The organism is Pantoea sp. MBD-2R (assembly GCF_039134845.1).
GTDB lineage: Bacteria > Pseudomonadota > Gammaproteobacteria > Enterobacterales > Enterobacteriaceae > Erwinia.
Genome location: NZ_CP152417.1, coordinates 3,434,601 through 3,456,074 on the forward strand (window position 1 = coordinate 3,434,601; position 21,474 = coordinate 3,456,074).

At 55.0% G+C, this 21,474-nt stretch carries 16 protein-coding genes; 10 read left to right on the plus strand and 6 right to left on the minus strand.

Annotation, left to right across the window (positions count from 1 at the left end; translation table 11 throughout):
• Positions 1-100 precede the first annotated feature (100 nt).
• Positions 101-1,141 carry a phosphoribosylformylglycinamidine cyclo-ligase gene (gene purM / locus AAGQ96_RS15745; RefSeq protein WP_147199158.1) on the plus strand — a complete coding sequence of 347 codons (1,041 nt, stop codon included), beginning with the start codon at positions 101-103 and terminating at the stop codon, positions 1,139-1,141.
• Entirely contained in the window at positions 1,138-1,776 is a 639-nt protein-coding gene (purN, locus tag AAGQ96_RS15750) for a phosphoribosylglycinamide formyltransferase (RefSeq protein ID WP_147199159.1), read from the plus strand. The genes purM and purN overlap by 4 nt, the downstream gene beginning before the upstream one ends.
• Positions 1,777-2,016: 240 nt before the next feature.
• On the opposite strand, the gene pstB is transcribed toward purN, so the two are convergent.
• Genes pstB through AAGQ96_RS15765 form a run of 3 tightly spaced genes read right to left on the minus strand, consistent with a single transcriptional unit; the run spans position 2,017 to position 6,587 of the window.
• On the minus strand, positions 2,017-2,784 hold the full coding sequence (gene pstB, locus AAGQ96_RS15755; RefSeq protein ID WP_147199160.1) for a phosphate ABC transporter ATP-binding protein PstB: 768 nt from the start codon (positions 2,782-2,784) through the stop codon (positions 2,017-2,019).
• Between the two features lie 15 nt (positions 2,785-2,799).
• Entirely contained in the window at positions 2,800-4,446 is a 1,647-nt protein-coding gene (gene pstA / locus AAGQ96_RS15760; RefSeq protein ID WP_147199161.1) for a phosphate ABC transporter permease PstA, read from the minus strand.
• A complete protein-coding gene (locus tag AAGQ96_RS15765; RefSeq protein ID WP_147199162.1) occupies positions 4,443-6,587 on the minus strand; it encodes an ABC transporter permease subunit in 2,145 nt (714 codons plus the stop codon). Before AAGQ96_RS15765 ends, pstA begins: the two co-directional genes overlap by 4 nt.
• A gap of 158 nt (positions 6,588-6,745) precedes the next feature.
• On the opposite strand from AAGQ96_RS15765, the gene ppk1 reads away from it, so the two are divergent.
• From ppk1 to tehB, 3 genes are read left to right on the plus strand one after another with little or no spacing between them, the layout of a single operon-like run.
• Positions 6,746-8,806: a polyphosphate kinase 1 gene (gene ppk1, locus AAGQ96_RS15770; RefSeq protein WP_147199163.1), complete on the plus strand. Its 2,061-nt coding sequence runs from the start codon at positions 6,746-6,748 to the stop codon at positions 8,804-8,806.
• Between the two features lie 6 nt (positions 8,807-8,812).
• Positions 8,813-10,342 (plus strand): exopolyphosphatase, encoded by a 1,530-nt coding sequence (gene ppx / locus AAGQ96_RS15775; RefSeq protein ID WP_147199164.1) that lies wholly within the window; start codon positions 8,813-8,815, stop codon positions 10,340-10,342.
• Positions 10,339-10,938 (plus strand): tellurite resistance methyltransferase TehB, encoded by a 600-nt coding sequence (gene tehB, locus AAGQ96_RS15780; protein ID WP_147199165.1) that lies wholly within the window; start codon positions 10,339-10,341, stop codon positions 10,936-10,938. The genes ppx and tehB overlap by 4 nt, the downstream gene beginning before the upstream one ends.
• Before the next feature lie 19 nt (positions 10,939-10,957).
• Here the strand turns inward: tehB and AAGQ96_RS15785 are convergent, their stop codons facing one another.
• On the minus strand, positions 10,958-13,183 hold the full coding sequence (locus AAGQ96_RS15785; RefSeq protein ID WP_342754013.1) for an EAL domain-containing protein: 2,226 nt from the start codon (positions 13,181-13,183) through the stop codon (positions 10,958-10,960).
• Between the two features lie 328 nt (positions 13,184-13,511).
• Here AAGQ96_RS15785 and AAGQ96_RS15790 point away from each other — a divergent pair, with 328 nt between their 5' ends.
• Both AAGQ96_RS15790 and mgtE read left to right on the plus strand, forming a co-directional pair.
• Positions 13,512-13,685, plus strand: a complete 174-nt coding sequence (locus AAGQ96_RS15790; protein ID WP_147199167.1) for a YfgG family protein — start codon at positions 13,512-13,514, stop codon at positions 13,683-13,685.
• A gap of 124 nt (positions 13,686-13,809) precedes the next feature.
• Positions 13,810-15,246, plus strand: a complete 1,437-nt coding sequence (gene mgtE / locus AAGQ96_RS15795) for a magnesium transporter (protein ID WP_147199168.1) — start codon at positions 13,810-13,812, stop codon at positions 15,244-15,246.
• A gap of 76 nt (positions 15,247-15,322) precedes the next feature.
• Here mgtE and guaA read toward each other — a convergent pair whose 3' ends face one another.
• The gene (guaA, locus tag AAGQ96_RS15800; protein ID WP_147199170.1) at positions 15,323-16,903 is read right to left on the minus strand and encodes a glutamine-hydrolyzing GMP synthase; all 1,581 of its coding nucleotides are present in this window, start codon (positions 16,901-16,903) and stop codon (positions 15,323-15,325) included.
• 79 nt (positions 16,904-16,982) lie between these two features.
• Complete coding sequence (gene guaB, locus AAGQ96_RS15805; RefSeq protein WP_147199171.1) at positions 16,983-18,449, minus strand: IMP dehydrogenase; 1,467 nt, start codon at positions 18,447-18,449, stop codon at positions 16,983-16,985.
• 170 nt (positions 18,450-18,619) lie between these two features.
• Between guaB and xseA the strand changes: the two genes are divergently transcribed.
• From xseA to AAGQ96_RS15820, 3 genes are all read left to right on the plus strand, one after another.
• Positions 18,620-19,984, plus strand: coding sequence for an exodeoxyribonuclease VII large subunit (gene xseA / locus AAGQ96_RS15810; protein ID WP_147199173.1), 1,365 nt, complete (start codon positions 18,620-18,622; stop codon positions 19,982-19,984).
• A 100-nt stretch (positions 19,985-20,084) separates the two neighbouring features.
• Positions 20,085-21,098, plus strand: coding sequence for a M4 family metallopeptidase (locus AAGQ96_RS15815; RefSeq protein WP_342754014.1), 1,014 nt, complete (start codon positions 20,085-20,087; stop codon positions 21,096-21,098).
• Complete coding sequence (locus AAGQ96_RS15820) at positions 21,098-21,430, plus strand: protealysin inhibitor emfourin (RefSeq protein ID WP_147200658.1); 333 nt, start codon at positions 21,098-21,100, stop codon at positions 21,428-21,430. The genes AAGQ96_RS15815 and AAGQ96_RS15820 overlap by 1 nt, the downstream gene beginning before the upstream one ends.
• Positions 21,431-21,474: the final 44 nt, after the last annotated feature.

The following is a 21,474-nucleotide window of genomic DNA, read 5'->3' on the forward strand; positions in this document are numbered from 1 at the left end:
ATGTCACGGAAGATGAGGCTCGCAAACGTTTGCCTGCGCTGTTAGAATTGCCGCGCTTTATTTTCCAACCACCAACCGCAAACCGCGTGGGGATTTCGCAGTGACCGACAAAACCTCTCTCAGCTATAAAGACGCCGGCGTAGATATCGATGCTGGTAATGCTTTAGTCGATCGTATTAAAGGCGTGGTGAAAAAGACGCGTCGCCCGGAAGTGATGGGTGGACTGGGCGGTTTCGGTGCGCTTTGTGCGCTGCCGCAAAAATACCGTGAGCCCGTTCTGGTTTCCGGCACTGACGGCGTCGGCACCAAGCTGCGTCTGGCGATGGACCTGAAACGCCACGATACTATCGGTATCGATCTGGTCGCGATGTGCGTGAATGATTTGGTGGTACAGGGCGCCGAGCCGCTGTTCTTCCTTGACTATTATGCGACGGGCAAGCTGGACGTGGACACCGCTGCCAGCGTGATCACCGGCATCGCCGAAGGCTGTTCCCAGTCCGGCTGTGCGCTGGTGGGCGGCGAAACCGCTGAAATGCCAGGCATGTACCACGGTGAAGATTACGACGTGGCAGGCTTCTGCGTCGGCGTGGTGGAAAAATCAGAAATTATTGACGGCAGCAAAGTACAGGATGGCGACGTGCTGATCGCGCTGGGCTCCAGCGGGCCACACTCCAACGGCTACTCGCTGGTACGTAAAATTCTGGAAGTCAGCAAAACCGATCCTGAAGCGACCCAGCTTGAGGGCAAATCGCTGGCCGATCACCTGCTGGCACCCACCCGCATCTATGTGAAGAACATCCTGAGCCTGATTGAACAGGTTGATGTGCATGCCATCGCGCACCTGACCGGCGGCGGCTTCTGGGAAAACATCCCTCGCGTGCTGCCAGATAACACCCAGGCAGTTCTGGATGAAAAAAGCTGGGAATGGCCAGCGGTGTTTGGCTGGATGCAGGAAGCGGGCAACGTTAGCCGTTTTGAAATGTACCGCACCTTTAACTGCGGCGTCGGCATGCTGATTGCGCTGAGCGCAAGCGAAGCGGATAAAGCGGTTGAGCTGATGACCGCAGCCGGTGAGAAAGCCTGGAAGATTGGCGTGATCAAAGCGTCAGATTCCGAAGAGCGGGTGGTTATCAACGCATGAAAAGGCTGGTAGTGCTTATTTCTGGTCAGGGGAGCAATCTCCAGGCCATTCTGGAAGCCTGCCAGCAGCAGCGGATCCACGGCAGCGTCGCTGCCGTATTCAGCAATAAGGCCGAGGCTTACGGGCTGACGCGTGCGCGTGAAGCGGGTGTCGCTGCTCACGCGCTCAGCGCGGCTGATTTTGCCGATCGCGAAGCATTCGACCGTCAGCTGATGCTGGAAATCGATGCTTATGCGCCCGATCTGGTGGTGCTGGCGGGCTATATGCGTATTCTCAGCCCGGCATTTGTTGCTCGCTACGCGGGTCGGATGCTCAATATCCACCCTTCCCTGCTGCCCAAATACCCCGGTTTACATACTCATCGTCAGGCCATTGAAAACGGCGATGACGAGCATGGCACTTCCGTGCATTTTGTTACTGAGCAGCTGGACGGCGGCCCGGTGATCCTTCAGGCGAAAGTTCCAATCTTTGCCGGTGATACCGAAGAGGATGTGACGGAGCGCGTGCAGCATCAGGAACATGCTATCTATCCGCTGGTTGTTAGCTGGTATCTGGAAGGAAGAGTAGTGATGCGCGACGGTGCTGCCTGGCTGGACGGTAAAGAATTACCGCCGGAAGGCCATGCTTACGACTGAACCGGCTAAAAAACGGTTGAGGCGGTTGAGATAGTGCTCGCGTGAGGAGCATGTTTTTTTGCAGGCCATGAATTTGTTCAGAGCATCAGGAATACGGTACGGTAATAACGCCGCCCGGGCCATAGACGGCCCGGGCGGCGCTGTCAGGAAGGCGCTTTTTGTGCCTTTATGCACGGCCCGTGTTCCTGACGCCTGCACGGTGCAACAGGCCACTTTTTCCCTTCAGCCAAAACGTTCGATTCAGCCATAGCGCCCGGTAATATAATCTTCCGTACGCCGCTGCCGTGGCGTGGTAAATATCTTATCCGTCTCGCCAAACTCCACCACGCTGCCCTGATGCATAAACGCGGTAAAATCCGATACGCGTGCCGCCTGCTGCATATTGTGTGTAACCAAAACCAGCGTAAAATGCTGTTTAAGCGTGCTCATCAACTCTTCAATGACCAGCGTACTGATGGGATCCAGGGCGGATGTCGGCTCATCCAGCAGTAAAATTTCAGGTTCGATGGCTATCGCTCTGGCAATCACCAGCCGCTGCTGCTGTCCGCTGGAAAGCGTTAGCGCATTCTGCCAGAGATTGTTTTTAACTTCGCTCCACAGCGCCGCTGCGCGTAAAGCTCGCTCAACCGCTTCATCGAGTACCCGACGATCACGCACGCCTTGCAGACGCAGCCCGTAAACCACATTTTCGTAGATGGTTTTCGGGAACGGATTTGGACGCTGGAAGACCATCCCCACCTTTCTGCGCAGCGCGGCCAGATCCCGGCTGTCGCCCAAAATCGATTGCTGATTAATGCGAATATCACCCTCAGTCCGGCAGCCGTCGATTAAATCATTCATCCGGTTAAAGCAGCGCAGCAGGGTCGACTTACCGCAGCCGGAAGGCCCAATCAGCGCGGTGATCCGGTTTTTGGGCACGTTTAGCCTGATGGCACTAAGCGCCTGCTTCTCGCCATACCACAGTGAAAGATCCTCCACCTCCAGCACGGTGTCCAACTCATTATGCATTACTGCCCTCGCTCATTAATTCATCAGCGCGCGATAGCGCTCGCGCAGACGATGACGCAGTGCCATCGCTAACAGATTCAACGCCAGGATAATGATCACCAGCAGCAGCGCTGTGGCAAAAACCAGCGGGCGATCGGCCTGCGCATTTGGACTCTGGAAAGCCAGGTCATAGATTTGAAACCCGAGATGCATAAATTTGCGATCCAGGTGCAGATACGGAAAAATCGAATCCACCGGCAGCTCCGGCACCATTTTTACCACGCCCACCAGCATCAGCGGCGCGGTTTCGCCCGCGGCTCGGGCCACGGCGAGGATCAGTCCGGTTAACATGGCCGGTATCGCCAGAGGCAGCGTAACGTGCCACAACGTTTCCGCCTGCGTTGCGCCCAGCGCCAGCGATCCCTGGCGCAGCGATTGCGGAATGCGCGAAAGCCCCTCTTCGGTAGCCACAATCACTACCGGTAAGGTCAGAAGCGCCAGCGTCAGGGACGCCCATAGCAGGCCTGGAGTCCCGAAGGTAGGATTGGGTAAAGCGCTGGCGAAAAACAGCTGATCGAGACTGCCGCCAACCAGCCAGACAAAAAAGCCCAGCCCAAATACGCCATAAACGATGGACGGTACCCCAGCCAGATTGACTACCGCAATGCGTACCAGCCGGGTCATCAGGCTGTTTCCGGCATACTCATGCAGCCAGATTGCTGCAATCACCCCCAGCGGCATGACCACGACCGACATCAGTAGCACCATCAATACCGTGCCGAAAATAGCCGGAAATACCCCTTCATCTCCCAAACTACTGCCTGAAGATCCGCTAACGAAATGCCAGAGCTGCAGCAGGAAATGCTGCCATTTTTCACCGTAGCTCATGGCATTAGGATACCAGGCCGCCATGATATTACTCAGCGGTACCTGATGCTGTAGCCCGTGAACATCGCGCAGGATCAGCACCGTGCTTGCGCTTTCATTATTCAGCGCAATCAGCTGATTTGCCTTAGCGGCAAACTGTCGCTGAATTTCAGCACTGTCCGCCTGATGAATCGACTCGGCCTGGGCAGTATAGCGATGCTGCTGTTTCAAATGCCGCTGCTGCTCTGCCAGCTGCTCCATTTCGCTGTTCAGTTTTGCCATGCTGACGCGCCGGATAGCATCGGCCTGTTTTTGGCGCTCGCGAGTTTGTTTAATCCTCTGTTGCAGCACCTGCATCATATTTTTTGCTATCAGCGGCTGGCCGTTTTCCAGCAGGCCATCAAACCAGCCATACGCCATACCGCCGCTTCTTCGCTGGAGCGCAATGACGCCGCTGGGATAGTTTTCATCAATAATTTCACTGCTCAACAGACTGTGGAAATCGGTGTCGGCAAAGTCGCGATTCCCGGTTTTAATCAGGTAGCGCGTCACCTCTTCCGGCAGCGATGATGGCAGGGAGACGCCACTGTCCAGCAGCTGCTGACGTGAAACCCGCCCGGCGCTCACCTGCTCACCCAGCATCAGCGTTTGCCCTGCTGGTTTTTGAAGCGTAAAGAGCGTGACCGGCTGTGGCCAGAAATAGCGTAAACCGGTCATGCCCAATAATAAAATCAGCAGGATAAAAGCCAGCAGGCTGACGGCGACCGCGCCCGCCGTCAGCCATCGCCAACGGTGATTGTTCTTTACCGCACTCATCCCTGCATCTCCTGCTGACCAAAGCGCTGTCGCAGCCGCTGACGAACCAGTTCGGCAAGCGTATTGATCACCAGCGTAAAGACCAGCAGCACCAGTGCACTGAGGAACAGCACGCGATAATGCCCACTTCCCGCCGCCGCTTCCGGCATTTCAATCGCCACATTTGCCGCGAGGCTACGTACGCCATGCAGCAGGCCGCCCTCCGTAACCGGCGTGTTGCCCGTGGCCATCAGCACGATCATCGTTTCCCCTATTGCCCGGCCAAAACCGATCATCAGCGCGGCAAAAATACCTGCCGATGCGCCGGGCAACACCACGCGGGTGAGCGTCTGCCATGGCGTAGCGCCCAGCGCCAGCGATCCCTGCCCTAACGCAGGCGGGACGCTGAAAATGGCATCTTCCGCCAGGGTAAAAATCAACGGCACCAGCGCGAAGCCCATCGCCACGCCCGCTATCAATAAATTGCGTTGCTGATAGCCGCCGCTGAGGCGGCTGGCAAGGCTCTGACCCGTCAGGCTCTGTTCCAGTAAAGGAATGGCCCACACGCAGAACAGCGATGCCAGCAGCAGCAGCGGCAACAAAATCCAGATTTCACGCCCTTCGGCACATAAGCGCCGACGCCACTGCGGCGCCAGGCGCTGCGAGAGCCAGCCACACAGCAGCAGCGTTATCGTCAGAACCCCTGGCAACAACAACAGGCCCAGCAGCCGCTCAGCCAGGATGGGGGCCAGCCATATACCGGCGATCAGCCCAATGACTACGCTGGGCAACGCCCCCATCATCTCTATTGCCGGTTTCACCCAGCGTCGCAGGGCAGGCGCCATAAACCAGGCGGTATAGATTGCTGCCGCCAGCGCCAGCGGCGTGGCAAACAGCATCGCCAGCCCGGCCGCCTTTAGCGTGCCCACGACCATCGGGACCAGGCTGAATTTGCCCTGATAGTCATCATTTGCCGACGTGGACTGCCAGACATAGTCTGGCGCAGGATAGTGTTCGTACCAGACTTTTTGCCACAGGTTCCGCCAGCTGATATCCGGCCACGGATCGGCTATCAGAAAATGTTGCCAGCGGCCTGCGCGCTCAATCACTAAGCCATCGCCGCGCGGGGAGAAAATCGCGTTCGTAATGCCCGCTCCCAGCTGATGCGAGAAAAGCACGCCGTTTCGCTTACTGGAAAACAGCGCTAACGCTCCTGAGGGAGCAAGCGTGGCGAATACGCGGCGATGGGCCTCTGTCAGCAGCAGCTTCTCAGCCTTTGCGCCAGCAAAATAATGTATAAAGCGTAAATGCGGGCCGGTTTCGCTGGCGATATCAAACCACTGTGAGATCCCTCTCGCATCGACCACCAGCAGCGTACTCCCGCCGCTGAGCAGCGCTATCCGCTCCGGCGGCTGCGCAAAGGTTTGGCTATCGCGAAGCTCAAGCCCCTCAGAAGTGATGCGCCAGACGCGCAGAATATTGCCCGAGAGGCCGTACAACAGCTGACCATCGGGTGCCAGCAGCAGCTGACGAATATCCGCTATGGCGACGGTGTTATTCACCGCATTTTGCGCCGGCTGCAACCGTGACAGCGTAATCTGCTGCGGGCTGGCCTGAGCAATCAGCCAGTGTTGCTCATCAGGGTGCGCCAGCGCCATCAGTGTTGCTGACGGATCGCCCACGCTCAGCGGCCGGTCACCCAGCGGAAACGTCCAGCGTGGCGCTTTATCCACATTCAACGCGCTGAAGTCAGGCTCCACCACCAGCAGGCCGGCCGGGGTTTTTAACAGCACGCTGCCGTTATCGGCTGAGGTTGCGGCCGTGACCGTACCCTGAGACAGCGCCAGCGGGGTATAAGCAGGCTGACTGTCCAGCGGAATAAACTCTGCCTGTCCGTGTTCATCAATGCGCCATCCCCATTTCTGCTGCGCATCCGTTCCCATTGCCACGGCAGCAGTGGATTGTGTCAGGGCAATCTCTTTACTGCTGGTTATCGTGGGAGAAGAAAACAGCGGGACGACAACCCAAACCAGCCAGACAAACAGCAACAGCATCACCAGCAGAATCGCCAGCCCGCACGCCATCACCAGATAGCGGGTTAACCGGTCAATGATGCGTCGGCGACCGTCATTAAATTGTGCAGGAATGGGGGTTGGAGTCATGCCATTTTTCACTTTAGGGGACATTTCAGCAGCGTATGTTGCCCGTATGTCGTTAATAAGACAATCAGCATTCTCGATAGACATCGCCGTCATACTCCCGCAATAATGGCATAAGACAATGCCTGGTTTTTGACGGGAATCTGTGCAACGGAGTAAAAATGGGTCAGGAAAAGCTCTACATTGAAAAAGAATTAAGCTGGTTATCATTTAACGAACGCGTTTTACAGGAAGCGGCAGATAAAACCAATCCTCTTATTGAGCGTATGCGCTTTTTGGGGATTTACTCCAATAATCTGGAAGAGTTTTATAAGGTGCGTTTTGCTGACCTGAAACGCCGTATTCTGATTGGCGAAGAGCAAGGCTCGCCCAGTACGCCTCGTCACCTGCTAAAAAAAATCCAGGCGCGGGTTCTGAAGGCAGATCAGGAGTTTGATGGTCTCTATAATGATTTGCTGCTGGAGATGGCGCGTAATCAAATTTTCCTGATCAACGAACGCCAGCTCTCGCCAAACCAGCAAAACTGGCTGCGCCACTATTTCAAGCACGAGCTGCGCCAGCACATCACGCCCATTCTGATTAACCACGATACAGACCTGATCGAATTCCTGAAGGATGATTACACCTATCTGGCCGTTGAGATCATCCGTGGCGAGGACATTAACTACGCGCTGCTGGAAATTCCTTCCGATAAGGTGCCGCGCTTCGTTAACCTGCCGCCGGAAACGCCGCGTCGCCGTAAGCCAATGATCCTGCTGGACAACATTCTTCGCTATTGCCTGGGCGATATTTTCCGCGGCTTCTTTGATTACGATGCGCTGAATGCCTACTCGATGAAGATGACGCGCGATGCGGAATACGATCTGGTCACTGAGATGGAGTCCAGCCTGCTGGAGCTGATGTCTTCCAGCCTGAAGCAGCGTCTGACGGCTGAACCGGTGCGCTTTGTTTATCAGCGTGATATGCCGGATGCCATGGTTGAGATGCTGAGTAAAAAACTCAATATCAGCAATTATGATTCGATTGTGCCGGGCGGCCGCTATCATAATTTTAAGGATTTCATCGGCTTCCCTAACGTCGGTAAAGCCAATCTGGTCAACAAACCGCTGCCGCAGCTGCGTCATATCTGGTTTGATCGCTTCCGTAATGGCTTCGATGCTATCCGCAACCGCGACGTGCTGCTCTACTACCCGTATCACACGTTTGAGCACGTGCTGGAACTGCTGCGTCAGGCCTCTTTCGATCCGGCAGTGCTGGCGATTAAAATTAATATTTATCGCGTCGCGAAAAACTCCCGCATTATCGATGCGATGATCCACGCCGCCCACAACGGTAAAAAAGTCACCGTTGTGGTCGAGCTACAGGCGCGCTTTGATGAAGAAGCCAATATCCACTGGGCAAAACGCCTGACCGAAGCGGGCGTTCACGTGATCTTCTCCGCGCCGGGACTGAAAATTCACGCCAAGCTGTTTTTGATTTCCCGTCGCGAAAACGGCGAAATCGTGCGCTATGCGCATATCGGCACCGGGAACTTTAACGAAAAGACGGCAAGAATTTATACCGACTACTCGCTGCTGACCGCCGATGCCCGCATTACCAATGAAGTGCGCCGGGTGTTTAACTTTATTGAGAACCCCTATCGTCCGGTTACGTTTGAACACCTGATGGTGTCACCGCAGAACTCCCGGCAGATGCTTTATCAGCTGATCGATACGGAAATCGCCAATGCGCAGAAAGGCATTCAGGCAGGCATTACGCTGAAGGTCAATAACCTGGTCGACAAAGGCCTGGTGGATCGTCTTTACACCGCCTCCAGCGTGGGCGTGAAGGTCAATCTGCTTATCCGTGGTATGTGTTCGCTGATCCCCAATCTTGAAGGGATTAGCGAAAATATTCGCGTCATCAGCATCGTCGACCGCTATCTTGAGCACGATCGCGTCTATATTTTTGATAATGCCGGTGACAAAAAAGTCTACCTTTCTTCCGCAGACTGGATGACCCGCAATATCGATTATCGCATTGAAGTTGCCTGCGCCATCCTTGACCCTATTCTGAAACAGCGGGTGCTGGATATTATTGGCATCCTCTTCAGTGATACGCTTAAAGCGCGCTTCGTAGATAAAGAACTGAGCAATCGTTATGTTCCGCGCGGCAACCGCCGTAAGGTGCGCGCGCAGCTGGCTATTTACGATTACATTAAAACTCTGGAACAACCTGACTAATTCACTATGCCAATATCCCAGAAAAATACGCCTAAACCACAGGAATTCGCTGCTATCGATTTAGGCTCGAACAGTTTTCACATGGTGATTGCCCGCGTGGTCGATGGCGCCATGCAGGTGCTCGGCAGACTGAAACAGCGGGTCCATCTGGCCGATGGGCTGGATCACCAGAACCGGCTTAGTGAAGAAGCGATCCAGCGCGGCCTGAGCTGCCTGGCGCTGTTTGCTGAACGCTTACAGGGCTTCAGCCCGGCGAATGTGACGATTGTCGGCACCCATACCCTGCGTCAGGCGGTTAACGCGGAAGAATTTCTGCAACGCGCGGCCGATGTTATCCCCTACCCGATCGAAGTGATCTCCGGGCATGAAGAAGCGCGCCTGATCTTTATGGGCGTTGAACATACGCAGCCGGAAAAAGGCCGTAAGCTGGTGATTGATATCGGTGGGGGATCCACCGAACTGGTCATTGGCGAAGATTTTGAACCCAAGCTGGTAGAAAGCCGCCGCATGGGCTGCGTCAGCTTTGCCAATCTCTATTTCCCGGGCGGCGTCATCAGCAAGGAGAATTTCCGTCGCGCTCGTCTGGCCGCCACGCAAAAACTGGAAACGCTCTCATGGCAATATCGTTTGCTGGGCTGGCAGTATGCGCTGGGCGCGTCCGGCACGATTAAGGCGACCTGCGAAGTGCTCCAGGCGATGGGTGAGAAAGACAAGCTGATCACGCCAGAGCGGCTGGAAATGCTCTACGACGAGGTGGTTAAGCATAAATCTTTCGACAGCCTCAGCCTGCCCGGCCTTTCTGACGAACGCAAAGCGGTGTTTATCCCTGGCCTCGCGATTCTGTGCGGCGTTTTTGATGCGCTGGCTATTCGTGAGCTGCGGCTTTCCGATGGTGCGCTGCGTGAAGGCGTTCTCTATGAGATGGAAGGCCGCTTCCGTCACCAGGACATTCGCAGCCGCACCGCGCAAAGCCTGGCTAATCACTATGCTATCGACAGCGATCAGGCCAGGCGCGTGCTGGAAACTACCGATCGGCTTTATCAGCAATGGCGGGAGCAGAATCCGAAACAGGCGAATCCTCAGCTCTCTGCGTTGTTAAAATGGGCGGCGATGCTGTATGAGGTGGGCCTGACGATTAACCACAGCGGTCTGCATCGTCACTCGTCCTATATTCTGCAAAACACCAATTTGCCCGGCTTCAATCAGGATCAGCAAACGCTGCTGGCCACGCTGGTTCGTTTCCACCGTAAAGCGGTGAAAACGGAAGAGATGCCAAGGCTGACGCTGTTCAAGAAGAAGCAGTTTTTGCCGCTGGTATTTTTGCTGCGTCTTGGCACCCTGTTAAACAATCAGCGCCAGGCCACCTCTACCCCGGAAACCCTGAAACTGACCACCGATGATGGTCACTGGACGCTGACTTTTCCTCGCGATTACTTCAGCCAAAACAATCTTGTGCAGCTCGATTTGGAGCGTGAACAAAGCTACTGGAAGGATGTAACCGGCTGGCAGCTGATGATTGAAGAGTCTGACGAATGAAAGCCGCTCATTACTACAGCGAGAAATATCAGCTCACGGCTCCGCATTCAGAAGTGGTGGCCGCAGCCGAGTTAATCGCCCCCGGTCGGGCGCTTGATATCGGCTGTGGCAGCGGCCGCAATACGCTTTTTCTCAATCTGAAAGGATTTGAGGTGACGGCCTGGGATCGCAATGCCGCCAGCCTGGCTCGTCTGGATCAGATCGTTGCAGAGGAGCATCTCTCGCAGATCCATACCGCAGAAAAGGATCTCAACGATCTGCGTTTCAACGGGGCTTACGATCTGGTGCTCTCCACCGTGGTGATGATGTTTTTACAGCCGGAAACCATTCCGCAGCTGATCGCCGATATGCAGGCAAGCACGGTAAGAGGCGGCTATAACCTGATCGTGGCGGCAATGGATACGGAAGATTATCCCTGCAACGTCGGTTTTCCGTTCGCCTTCAAGTCAGGCGAGCTGAGTGAATATTATCGCAAATGGCATATCATCAAATACAACGAGCATGTCGGACAGCTGCACCGCACGGATGAAAGCGGCAACCGTATTGCGCTGCGTTTCGCCACGCTGCTTGCTAAAAAAGAGCAGGTTAAGGATTAAATTAACCTGAGCACCAGCGTCAGTTATTCGACGCTGGTGCCAGCGATTCTAACTGACAAGGCTCGCCATACAGGCTGCCCTGAAGGTAATCCACGCCCAGCTTACGCAGTAAAATATCCGCTTCTGCTGACTCCACGCAGCAAACAATAACCTGCATCTTTTTCGATCGGGCAATCACGCATGTTGCTTCGATGATTTGGTAATCCAGGCTGCTGTTCAGCATGTTACGCACAAAGCTGCCGTCGATTTTAAGCATATCCACCTGGGTTTCCTTCAGGCGCACATAGCTGTTGTAACCCTGCCCAAAATCATCGATCACGATCCGGCAGCCCAGCGCACGTAACTGAGCAATAGCACGGTTTCCCCAGCTGTAATCCGTCAGAACCGGTAATTCTTCTATGGCAAATATCAGCTGCCAGGGCTCAACCTGAAATTCGTGCAGCAGCGTTTCAATCTCTGTGACCAGCCCCGGGCGGCAAAGGCTTGCGGCAAACAGATTGATGGCAAACCGGATACCGGGCAGCGTTCCCCGGTGCGCATCAATAAAACCCAACGTATGCCGGATAACCCACTGGTCGAGCTGCCAGTTCAAACCAAATTCGTTCACTATCGGGTAAAGTCGTTCAAATTCGACCTTTTCGCCATAGCTGTCATTCAGGTAGAGCTGGAGATGATAATAATCATCACCTCTGGCACCACACGCTCTTTCCGCCATCAGCGTAAAGCTGTTCGATGTTAGCGCCAGCTGGATATCATTCAGTAAGGCGATTTTCTTGCTGATGCGAAACTGGACCGGCAGGCTTATATTCTGCTGTAAATTCTCCGCAACGCCGCTGGTCAGTGATGCTTCAGCCATGCCGCTCATCTCACCCAGCAATTCATATAAGTGGCTGACCGGCGGCCGAATATGGCAATAGCTCAGGCCCACTTTCAGATGAACCGGCAGGCCGTCCCAGCTCAAACGATAGTCCTGTAGCCGCACCGCGATGCTTTCTATCCGCGTCAAATGATTGTCGTCCTCCAGCCGCACGACCAGATCAAAACCTGGAAGCTGGTAGATATCTTCTCCAGCGCGCAACAAGGGTCGCAAATGGTTAGCCAGGCTGCGCTTGTACTGAATACGCAAGCGCAATCCATAGGTGCGGCTTAAACGATCCAGTTCGGGAATGGTCATAAAGCACAGCGTGGAACGGGAACTGTTGGCCAGCGCAAGACTCAACGCCCGCAGATTAGGCAGCCCCATCACAGGATCGTTTAATGCCGCTTTTTTCGTCCGGTTGAGCGCTCGTCGCTGTTGGGTGCTAACGGCGGCCATCAACAGTATGGTCATGCTGAATATCAGCAGATTGGCCGACATGACCGCCAGATGATACGGGTCAGTATACGGATGCAGAAAACGATCCCTGAGCTGATAGAGCACCATCAGCAGCAATGCCCAGCTGAGGGCGGTAAACAGATAGCCAAAGCGGACGGCGGCCCATAACATCAGCGGCAGAAGCAGCGGCAAGCCATAATCCGTACTCAGCAAATTGCGCTGGGTGGCGTCCAGCTGCATCAGCATAGCCAACAGGAAAACCAGCAGACAAAGCCAGGCAAGATATTCGATTCGGCTGACGCCTGCGGCGGCCTGACGCTGAATACGCAGAAATATCATCCGAAAGAAGGCAGGCTTACGCAGACCACGAATAAATAAATAGCAAATTTGCACCATGGTGACGCTGGAGAGCATCACTGACTGAAGATTAAGCAGCGTATGCAGCGACAGAAGATCGCGGGAAAAAACGCTGCCTTTTAGTGGCATCAGGCCGCTTGCCGCGACTATCTGCATCATCAGCCCAAACAGCGTGGGAATAAAAAAAACCAGCCACAATAGTCGTACAGGCATCAGCCGCAGCTCGCCATAATCTACACACCATCTTCGCCTGGCCTGTAATCGATATCCGCTCCACCCTGCCGCTAATACAATCAGATAAATGCCGATAATGATACTGGCGGGTTCTGGGGCATAGCGGTTGAAGTAATAGTATGAAAGCCCCAGCGTAATACCGGGCAAAGCGCCCCAGTCGTAGACCAGCATTAGCGCGATCATTACCGCCAGCGGCAGATAAATCAGATAGACATACCCTTCCAGCACCCACAAGCGTACCGAGAGATGTGTGGTCAGGGGAATCAATAACAGCGGCAGAATAAGGGCTAAGCCCCAGGGACTTTTGCGGAAATGGTTAAGCCGGGCTGTGGTGCACATGGTGTTCGCTGGTCGATGGCAGGCTCTGCCTGAACAAAGGGGCGCGCCGAAAAAAACAGGCGCGGTCGGATACGCCTTGCCAGCAGTTATCGGAAAGCAATAGCGCTGGCGCGCCACGTCATAGTAGGGATAAATGTCCGGTTAAATTTGATCCACATCAACCCATTTCAAGGTTTTAGCAGCAATAGCCGGTTGTTTAGCTAAAAATAGCCTTTATCTTTAAAACGGGCGCGTAACCCAGTCAATGATGAGGTGAGTTGATATTGACCTGTCGATTGGGCTGTGCGTAAATTGTTCTTCCGCCTTTGGGCTACTCCAGGATAAATGCGTGAATAACGCCATGTCATTTAAACGTCAGAAAACCAGCAGGATGACCCGCGTCGTTCTCCTCATAAGCTTTATTCTTTTAGTCGGCAGGCTGATTTATGCGGTTCCCGGCGCCATCGAACATCATAAGCAAAAACATCAGGACGCGAGTGTACCCAACACAGTGAATAAATAACGCTCACCCGTACGGTCTATCTATAGGGAGTTGCCTGAAAAAATGCAGCTTTTCCCTTCTTTTTGCCCGTTTTAAGCAATACTTAGTCCAACACCTGCATTTTGCCAGACACAAGGGAATTAATATGTCTGTAGCTCATTCACATGCTCGGCAACTTGCTGAGATTCGTAGCCGTATCCTTAACTTATTACTTAACGACGGCGACCTGGTCGATACGCTCCTTGAGCGGCCGCTAAAAGAAACCGATGCCGAAGCCCGCGCCCATGAGGAGCAGGTTCAGGAAATCGCCCAGTATCTTCCTTTGCTGCACGCGGCAGATATTGCTGACCTGCTGGAAGCGCTGCCACAGGACGAGCGACTGGCGCTATGGCGGCTGGTCAGTACCGAACGCCGGGGGATGGTGCTGGTTGAGGCGTCTGAAAGCGTTTGGGAAAGCCTGATTGAAGAGATGAGCGATCGCGATTTGCTGCGCGCTATCGAACCGCTGGATATTGATGAACAGGTCTACCTTGCCAAATATCTCTCCCGTGATTTAACCGGCCGCCTGCTGACTTCGCTGGAACCTGAGCAGCGTTCTCGCGTGCTGGAAGTGATGGATTTTGATCGGGATCGCGTAGGTCGTATTACCGATTTTAAGCTGGTCACCATGCCAGCAGACGTCACGCTGGCGACCGTACAGCGCTACCTGCGGCGGAAAAAATCGATCCCGGACGGTACCGATAAACTGTTTATTACTGATGAAAACAACGTGCTGTTAGGCGAGCTGACGCTAACGGATATTTTGCTGAACAAGCCGAAGAAACTGGTGCTGGAAGTAATGAACGATCGCCCCACCACCTTCCGGATTGATGATAAAGCGGAAGATGCCGCCGGCGCGTTTGAACGTTATAACCTGATTTCTGCGGCAGTTATTGATGCCAAAGGCAAGCTGATGGGTCGCGTGACCGTTGAAGACGTCATCGACCTGGTGAACGAGCAGAACGACAGCAGCATCCGTAAAATGGGCGGCGTGAACCCGGATGAGGATGTGTTCGCCCCGGTTACCAAAGCGGTTCGCACGCGCTGGACATGGCTGGCTGTTAACCTGTGTACGGCTTTTGTTGCCTCACGGGTCATCGGCCTGTTTGAAGATACCATTTCACAGCTGGTTGCGCTGGCGACGCTGATGCCTATCGTCGCCGGGATTGGCGGCAACACCGGCAACCAAACCATCACCATGATTGTTCGTGCGCTGGCGCTGCATCAGGTGGAGCCGGGCAACTTCTCCTTCCTCATCGCACGTGAGCTGGGCGTAGCGCTGATTAACGGGCTGTGCTGGGGCGGTATTATGGGCGGCGTGACCTGGGCGATGTACGGCAATCCGGCACTGGGCGGCGTGATGATGCTGGCGATGGTACTTAACCTGCTGCTGGCGGCGCTGATGGGCGTACTCATTCCGCTGATTATGACCAAACTCAACCGCGATCCGGCCGTCGGCTCCAGCGTGTTGATTACCGCCCTCACCGATACCGGCGGCTTCTTTATCTTCCTCGGGCTGGCGACGATGTTTTTACTGCACTGAGTTATATATGTAAAAAAGCCCGCAATTATGCGGGCTAATTTTTATCTGTTCGCGCCAGTCTGAGCCAGACGCTAAATCATTCCCACTCAATCGTGGCCGGTGGCTTACCAGAGATATCGTAAACCACGCGGGAAATACCGTCGATTTCATTGATGATGCGGTTAGAAACGCGGCCAAGGAATTCATACGGCAGATGCGCCCAGTGTGCGGTCATAAAGTCGATGGTTTCTACCGCGCGCAGCGAAACAACCCAGTCATATTTACGGCCGTCGCCCATTACGCCCACGGAACGAACCGGCAGGAATACGGTAAAGGCCTGACTGACTTTGTTATACAGGTCGGCCTTATGCAGTTCTTCAATGAAGATAGCATCGGCGCGACGCAGCAGGTCGCAGTACTCTTTCTTCACTTCGCCCAGCACGCGAACGCCCAGACCCGGACCCGGGAACGGATGGCGGAACAGCATCGCGTGCGGCAGGCCCAGCTCCAGACCGATTTTGCGCACTTCATCTTTAAACAGCTCGCGCAGAGGCTCAACCAGCCCCATCTTCATCTCTTTCGGCAGGCCGCCCACGTTGTGGTGAGATTTGATGACGTGCGCTTTGCCGGTAGCAGAAGCAGCAGATTCAATTACGTCAGGATAGATAGTGCCCTGCGCCAGCCATTTCACGTCTTCCAGCTTCAGCGCTTCTTCATCGAAGACTTCAACAAAGACGCGGCCAATAATCTTACGCTTGGCTTCCGGCTCATCGGTTCCTGCGAGCGCGTCGAGGAAGCGTTTTTCGCCCTCCACATGGATGATGTTCAGGCCGAAATGATCGCCAAACATCTCCATCACCTGCTCCGCTTCGTTCAGACGCAGCAGGCCGTTATCCACGAATACGCAGGTCAGACGGTCGCCAATCGCACGGTGCAGCAGCATCGCGGTCACGGAAGAGTCCACGCCGCCAGAGAGGCCAAGGATCACTTTATCGTTACCCACCTGCACGCGCAGACGTTCAACGGCATCCTCAATGATTTTAGCCGGGGTCCACAGGGCTTCACACTGGCAGATATCCAGCACGAAACGCTCCAGCATGCGCAGGCCCTGACGGGTATGCGTCACTTCCGGGTGGAACTGCACGCCATAGAAACGCTTCTCTTCGTTGGCCATAATGGCAAACGGGCAGCTGTCGGTGCTGGCAACGGTAACGAAGTCAGCAGGGATCGCGGTCACTTTGTCGCCATGGCTCATCCAGACGTCCAGCAGCGGTTTACCCGCTGCGCCGATCGCATCTTCGATGTCACGGATCAGCGCGCTGTTGGTCTGTACTTCAACCTGCGCATAGCCAAATTCACGTTCGTTAGAACCTTCAACCTTGCCGCCCAGCTGCATCGCCATCGTCTGCATGCCGTAGCAGACGCCCAGAACCGGCACGCCTGCGGTAAACACATAATCTGGCGCGCGCGGGCTGTCGTGTTCGGTGGTGCTTTCCGGGCCGCCGGAAAGAATGATGCCGTTCGGGTTGAACTGGCGGATCTGTTCTTCGGTAACGTCCCACGCCCACAGTTCACAGTAGACGCCCAGTTCACGCACGCGGCGTGCAACCAGCTGCGTATACTGCGAGCCGAAATCAAGGATCAGTATGCGATGTTTATGAATGTTTTCCGTCGTCATTGAGCTATTCCAGGGCGATATTACAAATAGAGGGATGAATTAAAACGCCCGGTCTGACCGGGCGTATGCAGCAGGGCTATCAGGAACCCATGCGGTAGTTCGGTGACTCTTTGGTGATGGTCACGTCGTGCACGTGGCTTTCGGTGATACCGGCGCCGCTGATGCGAACAAATTCCGCTTTGGTGCGCAGGTCGTCGATAGTCGCACAGCCGGTCAGACCCATACAGGAACGCAGGCCGCCCATTTGCTGATGCACGATAGCTTTCAGGAAGCCTTTATAAGCCACACGGCCTTCGATACCTTCCGGCACCAGTTTGTCGGCAGCGTTATCGGTCTGGAAGTAGCGGTCTGAAGAGCCTTTAGACATCGCGCCCAGTGAACCCATACCGCGATAGGACTTGAATGAACGCCCCTGGTACAGTTCGATTTCGCCCGGAGATTCATCCGTTCCTGCCAGCATAGAGCCAACCATGACCGCGCTTGCGCCGGCCGCGATAGCTTTGGCGATGTCGCCAGAGAAGCGGATACCGCCATCGGCGATAACAGGAATCCCGGTGCCTTCCAGCGCGGCAACCGCGTCGGAAACCGCGGTGATCTGCGGAACGCCCACGCCGGTGACAATGCGAGTGGTACAGATTGAGCCTGGGCCAATACCCACTTTTACCGCGCTCACGCCCGCTTCCACCAGCGCCAGTGCGCCAGCGCCGGTCGCAACGTTACCGCCCACGATTTGCAGGTCAGGATATTTAGCACGGGTAGCACGAATGCGTTGCAGAACGCCTTCAGAATGACCATGAGAGGAGTCAATCAGCAGCACGTCAACGCCTGCCGCAACCAGCGCATCAACGCGCTCTTCGTTGCCTGCACCTGCGCCTACCGCTGCACCAACGCGCAGGCGGCCTTCCTGATCTTTACAGGCGTTCGGTTTACGTTCGGCTTTCTGGAAATCTTTTACGGTGATCATGCCCAGCAGATGGAAGCTGTCATCCACTACCAGCGCTTTCTCGATGCGTTTTTCGTGCATCTTTTGCAGCACGACTTCACGCGCTTCGCCTTCGCGAACCGTCACCAGACGCTCTTTCGGCGTCATGACCGCAGAGACCGGCAGGCTCATATCGGTAACAAAGCGCACGTCACGACCGGTGATGATGCCCACCAGCTCGTTTTCGCCGTTCACCACCGGATAACCGGCAAAGCCGTTACGCTCGGTCAGCTTGCGGACTTCGCTCAGCGCGGTCGTTGGCAGCACGGTCTGCGGATCGGTGACAACGCCGCTTTCGTGTTTCTTCACCTTGCGAACTTCTTCCGCCTGGCGCTCGATGGACATGTTTTTATGAATAAAGCCCAGACCACCTTCCTGTGCCAGCGCAATCGCGAGGCCCGCTTCGGTGACGGTATCCATGGCTGCGGAGAGCATAGGGATATTCAGACGGATGGTTTTGGTGAGCTGGGTGCTGAGGTCGGCCGTGTTAGGTAATACAGTCGAATGAGCGGGAACGAGCAGAACGTCGTCAAATGTCAGGGCTTCTTTAGCGATTCTTAGCATGGCAATATCTCAACCTCAGGGTGAATGAGAACTTGTAAAATATTGCCGCGGCATTATACAGGCCGTAATCGATTGCCTCCAGCATTATTTACGAAAAGTTCTTGATCCCTCTGGTGAGCAATGTAGTATCGGTCAATTAACCCTCTGATTTAAAGTTTGATCCTCATCACATGTCGCTACCGCCAACCGCCAATATTTTTACCGTCAGCCGTCTCAATACGACAGTGCGTAAGCTGCTGGAGATGGAAATGGGCCAGGTCTGGCTGAGCGCTGAGATCTCCAACTTTTCTCAGCCCTCCTCCGGTCACTGGTACTTCACGCTGAAAGATGATGGCGCGCAGGTTCGCTGCGCCATGTTTCGCAACAGCAACCGGCGGGCCACGTTTCGGCCGCAAAATGGCCAACAGGTACTGGTCAGGGCTACCATCACGCTTTACGAGCCGCGTGGCGATTACCAGCTGATTGCAGAGAGCATGCACCCTGCTGGCGACGGCCTTTTGCAACAGCAGTTCGAACAGCTGAAGCAGAAACTGATGAGTGAAGGGTTATTTGAACAAATTCATAAGCAGCCGCTGCCCGATCCCGCGCGACAGGTCGGCGTGATCACCTCCTCAACGGGCGCGGCGCTGCACGATGTTTTACGTGTACTCCATCGTCGCGACCCTTCGTTGCCCGTCATCATCTATCCTACGCCGGTACAGGGCGCTGAAGCGCCAGCCAGCATTGTCCGGGCAATCGAGCTGGCGAACAGCCGCGCCGAGTGTGACGTGCTGATTGTTGGCCGTGGCGGCGGCTCGCTGGAAGATCTCTGGAGCTTTAACGACGAGCGCGTCGCCCGCGCTATTTTTGCCAGCCGCATCCCGATTGTCAGCGCCGTTGGCCATGAAACGGACGTGACGATTGCCGATTTTGTTGCCGATCTGCGTGCGCCGACCCCTTCCGCTGCGGCGGAACTGGTCAGCCGCAATCAGATTGAACTCCTGCGTCAGCTTCAGTCACAGCAAACGCGGCTGGAAATGGCGATGGATTATTATCTCGCCCAGCAAAACCGAACGTTCACCCGTCTGCATCATCGGTTGCAGCAGCAGCACCCACAGCTGCGGCTGGCCCGTCAGCAGACGGCCCTGATGAAGCTCCAGCGCCGTCTCGACGATGCCATGCAAATCCGTCTGCGTCAGGCAACACGACGTCAGGAGCGCGTTGAACAGCGTCTGGTCGCTTATCAGCCCGCCGGGCGTATTCATCGCGCGCAGCAACAGCTGCAAAACGGGCAGTTCAGGCTACAGCAGGCGATGCAGCAACAGCTTAACGAAGGCAAACAGCAGTTCGGTAAACAGGTCGCGCAGCTTGAAGGCGTCAGTCCGCTGGCCACGCTGGCTCGCGGATTCAGCGTTACGACAGCGCCTGACGGCAAAGTGGTGAAGAAAACCCGCCAGCTGCACACCGGCGATAAGCTAAAAACCCGCCTTGACGATGGCTGGGTCGAAAGCGAAGTCACGGCCATTGAACCGTTAAGGAAACGTAAATCTCGCTAATGGATTAGTCCGAAAAACTGGTCAATTTTTGTTTACTCCGTGCGTACGCAATACGGGTACTATACTTTTTTGGACAATTACTTTGACCAAGGAGCATGGTATGAATTATGGCGTTATTCCTCCCTATATTCTGCGTAAAATCATCGACAACGGCTCAGGGCAACAACAGAGCTGCGCGCGTCATACCCTGGCGCATGTGCAGACGCTGATGGCGGAAACCTGGACTAAACCTCAAAGTGCGCAAGCCGCAACGGCAGGTAAGGTTCAGCGAGAGATTTACAGCGCAGAGCAGACCCAAAACCTTCCTGGCACGCTGGTTCGTAGCGAAGGCCAGTCTCAAACCAATGATGTGGCAACCACCGAGGCCTATGATTATCTGGGCGTCACCTATGATTTTTTCTGGCAGGCCTACCAGCGCAACTCGCTGGACAATCAGGGACTGACGCTAAAAGGCACCGTTCACTATGGCGATGGTTATCAAAACGCCTTCTGGAACGGTCAGCAGATGGTTTTTGGTGACGGCGACGGCGAAATTTTTAATCGTTTCACTATTGCACTGGATGTTGTCGGCCATGAACTGTCGCACGGCGTGACGGAAACCGAAGCCGGGCTAATCTATTTTGAGCAGGCAGGCGCGCTGAATGAGTCGCTGTCGGACGTGTTTGGTTCACTGGTCAAACAGTTCAGCCGCAAGCAAACGGCGGACCAGGCCGACTGGATTATTGGTGAAGGCCTGCTGGCAAAAGGGATTAACGGCAAGGGGCTTCGCTCAATGTCCGAGCCGGGTACGGCCTATGACGATCCGTTGCTGGGTAAAGATCCTCAGCCAGCCGATATTAAAGGCTACGTGCAGACGCGTGAAGACAACGGCGGCGTCCATCTCAACTCAGGCATTCCTAACCGGGCTTTTTACCTGGCAGCAAAAGCGCTGGGTGGCTATGCCTGGGAGTTGGCGGGTTATGCCTGGTACGATACGGTCTGTGATAAAGAGCTGCCGCAGGATGCTGATTTCAAAACCTTTGCGCAGTTCACAGTCAGGCACGGCCAGACGCGGTTTAATAGCTCAGTGGGACAGGCTATTGAGAACGCGTGGAAAGAGGTCGGCGTATTATGATGAAAAACCTTCCGAAACTGAGCGATGACGCGGTAATTGACGTGGCACGCGAAGGCGGCTTTGCTTATATCCCTAAACTGGCTGGCGCAAGACGTTTCGCGCTGGCACAGCTGGATCCTCCCGAGCGGGAACACGTTTGTAGCGTGCTGCGACGTGCATTGCCTTTGGGTGAACCTGCGGGAGAGCAAAGTTGTGTCGGAAGAGGCGATCAGCGCTATTACCGTGTTGAAATCAGCTACGCTACTCCCAATCAGATCGGCAGTATTGTCATCGTGATCCCGGAAGATCAGGCGCCTCCCGAGCTGGTTCAGCTCTGGAAGGAAGGTCAATAACCCTGGTCAAACGACGTAAAAAAAGCCCCTTCATCACTGAAGGG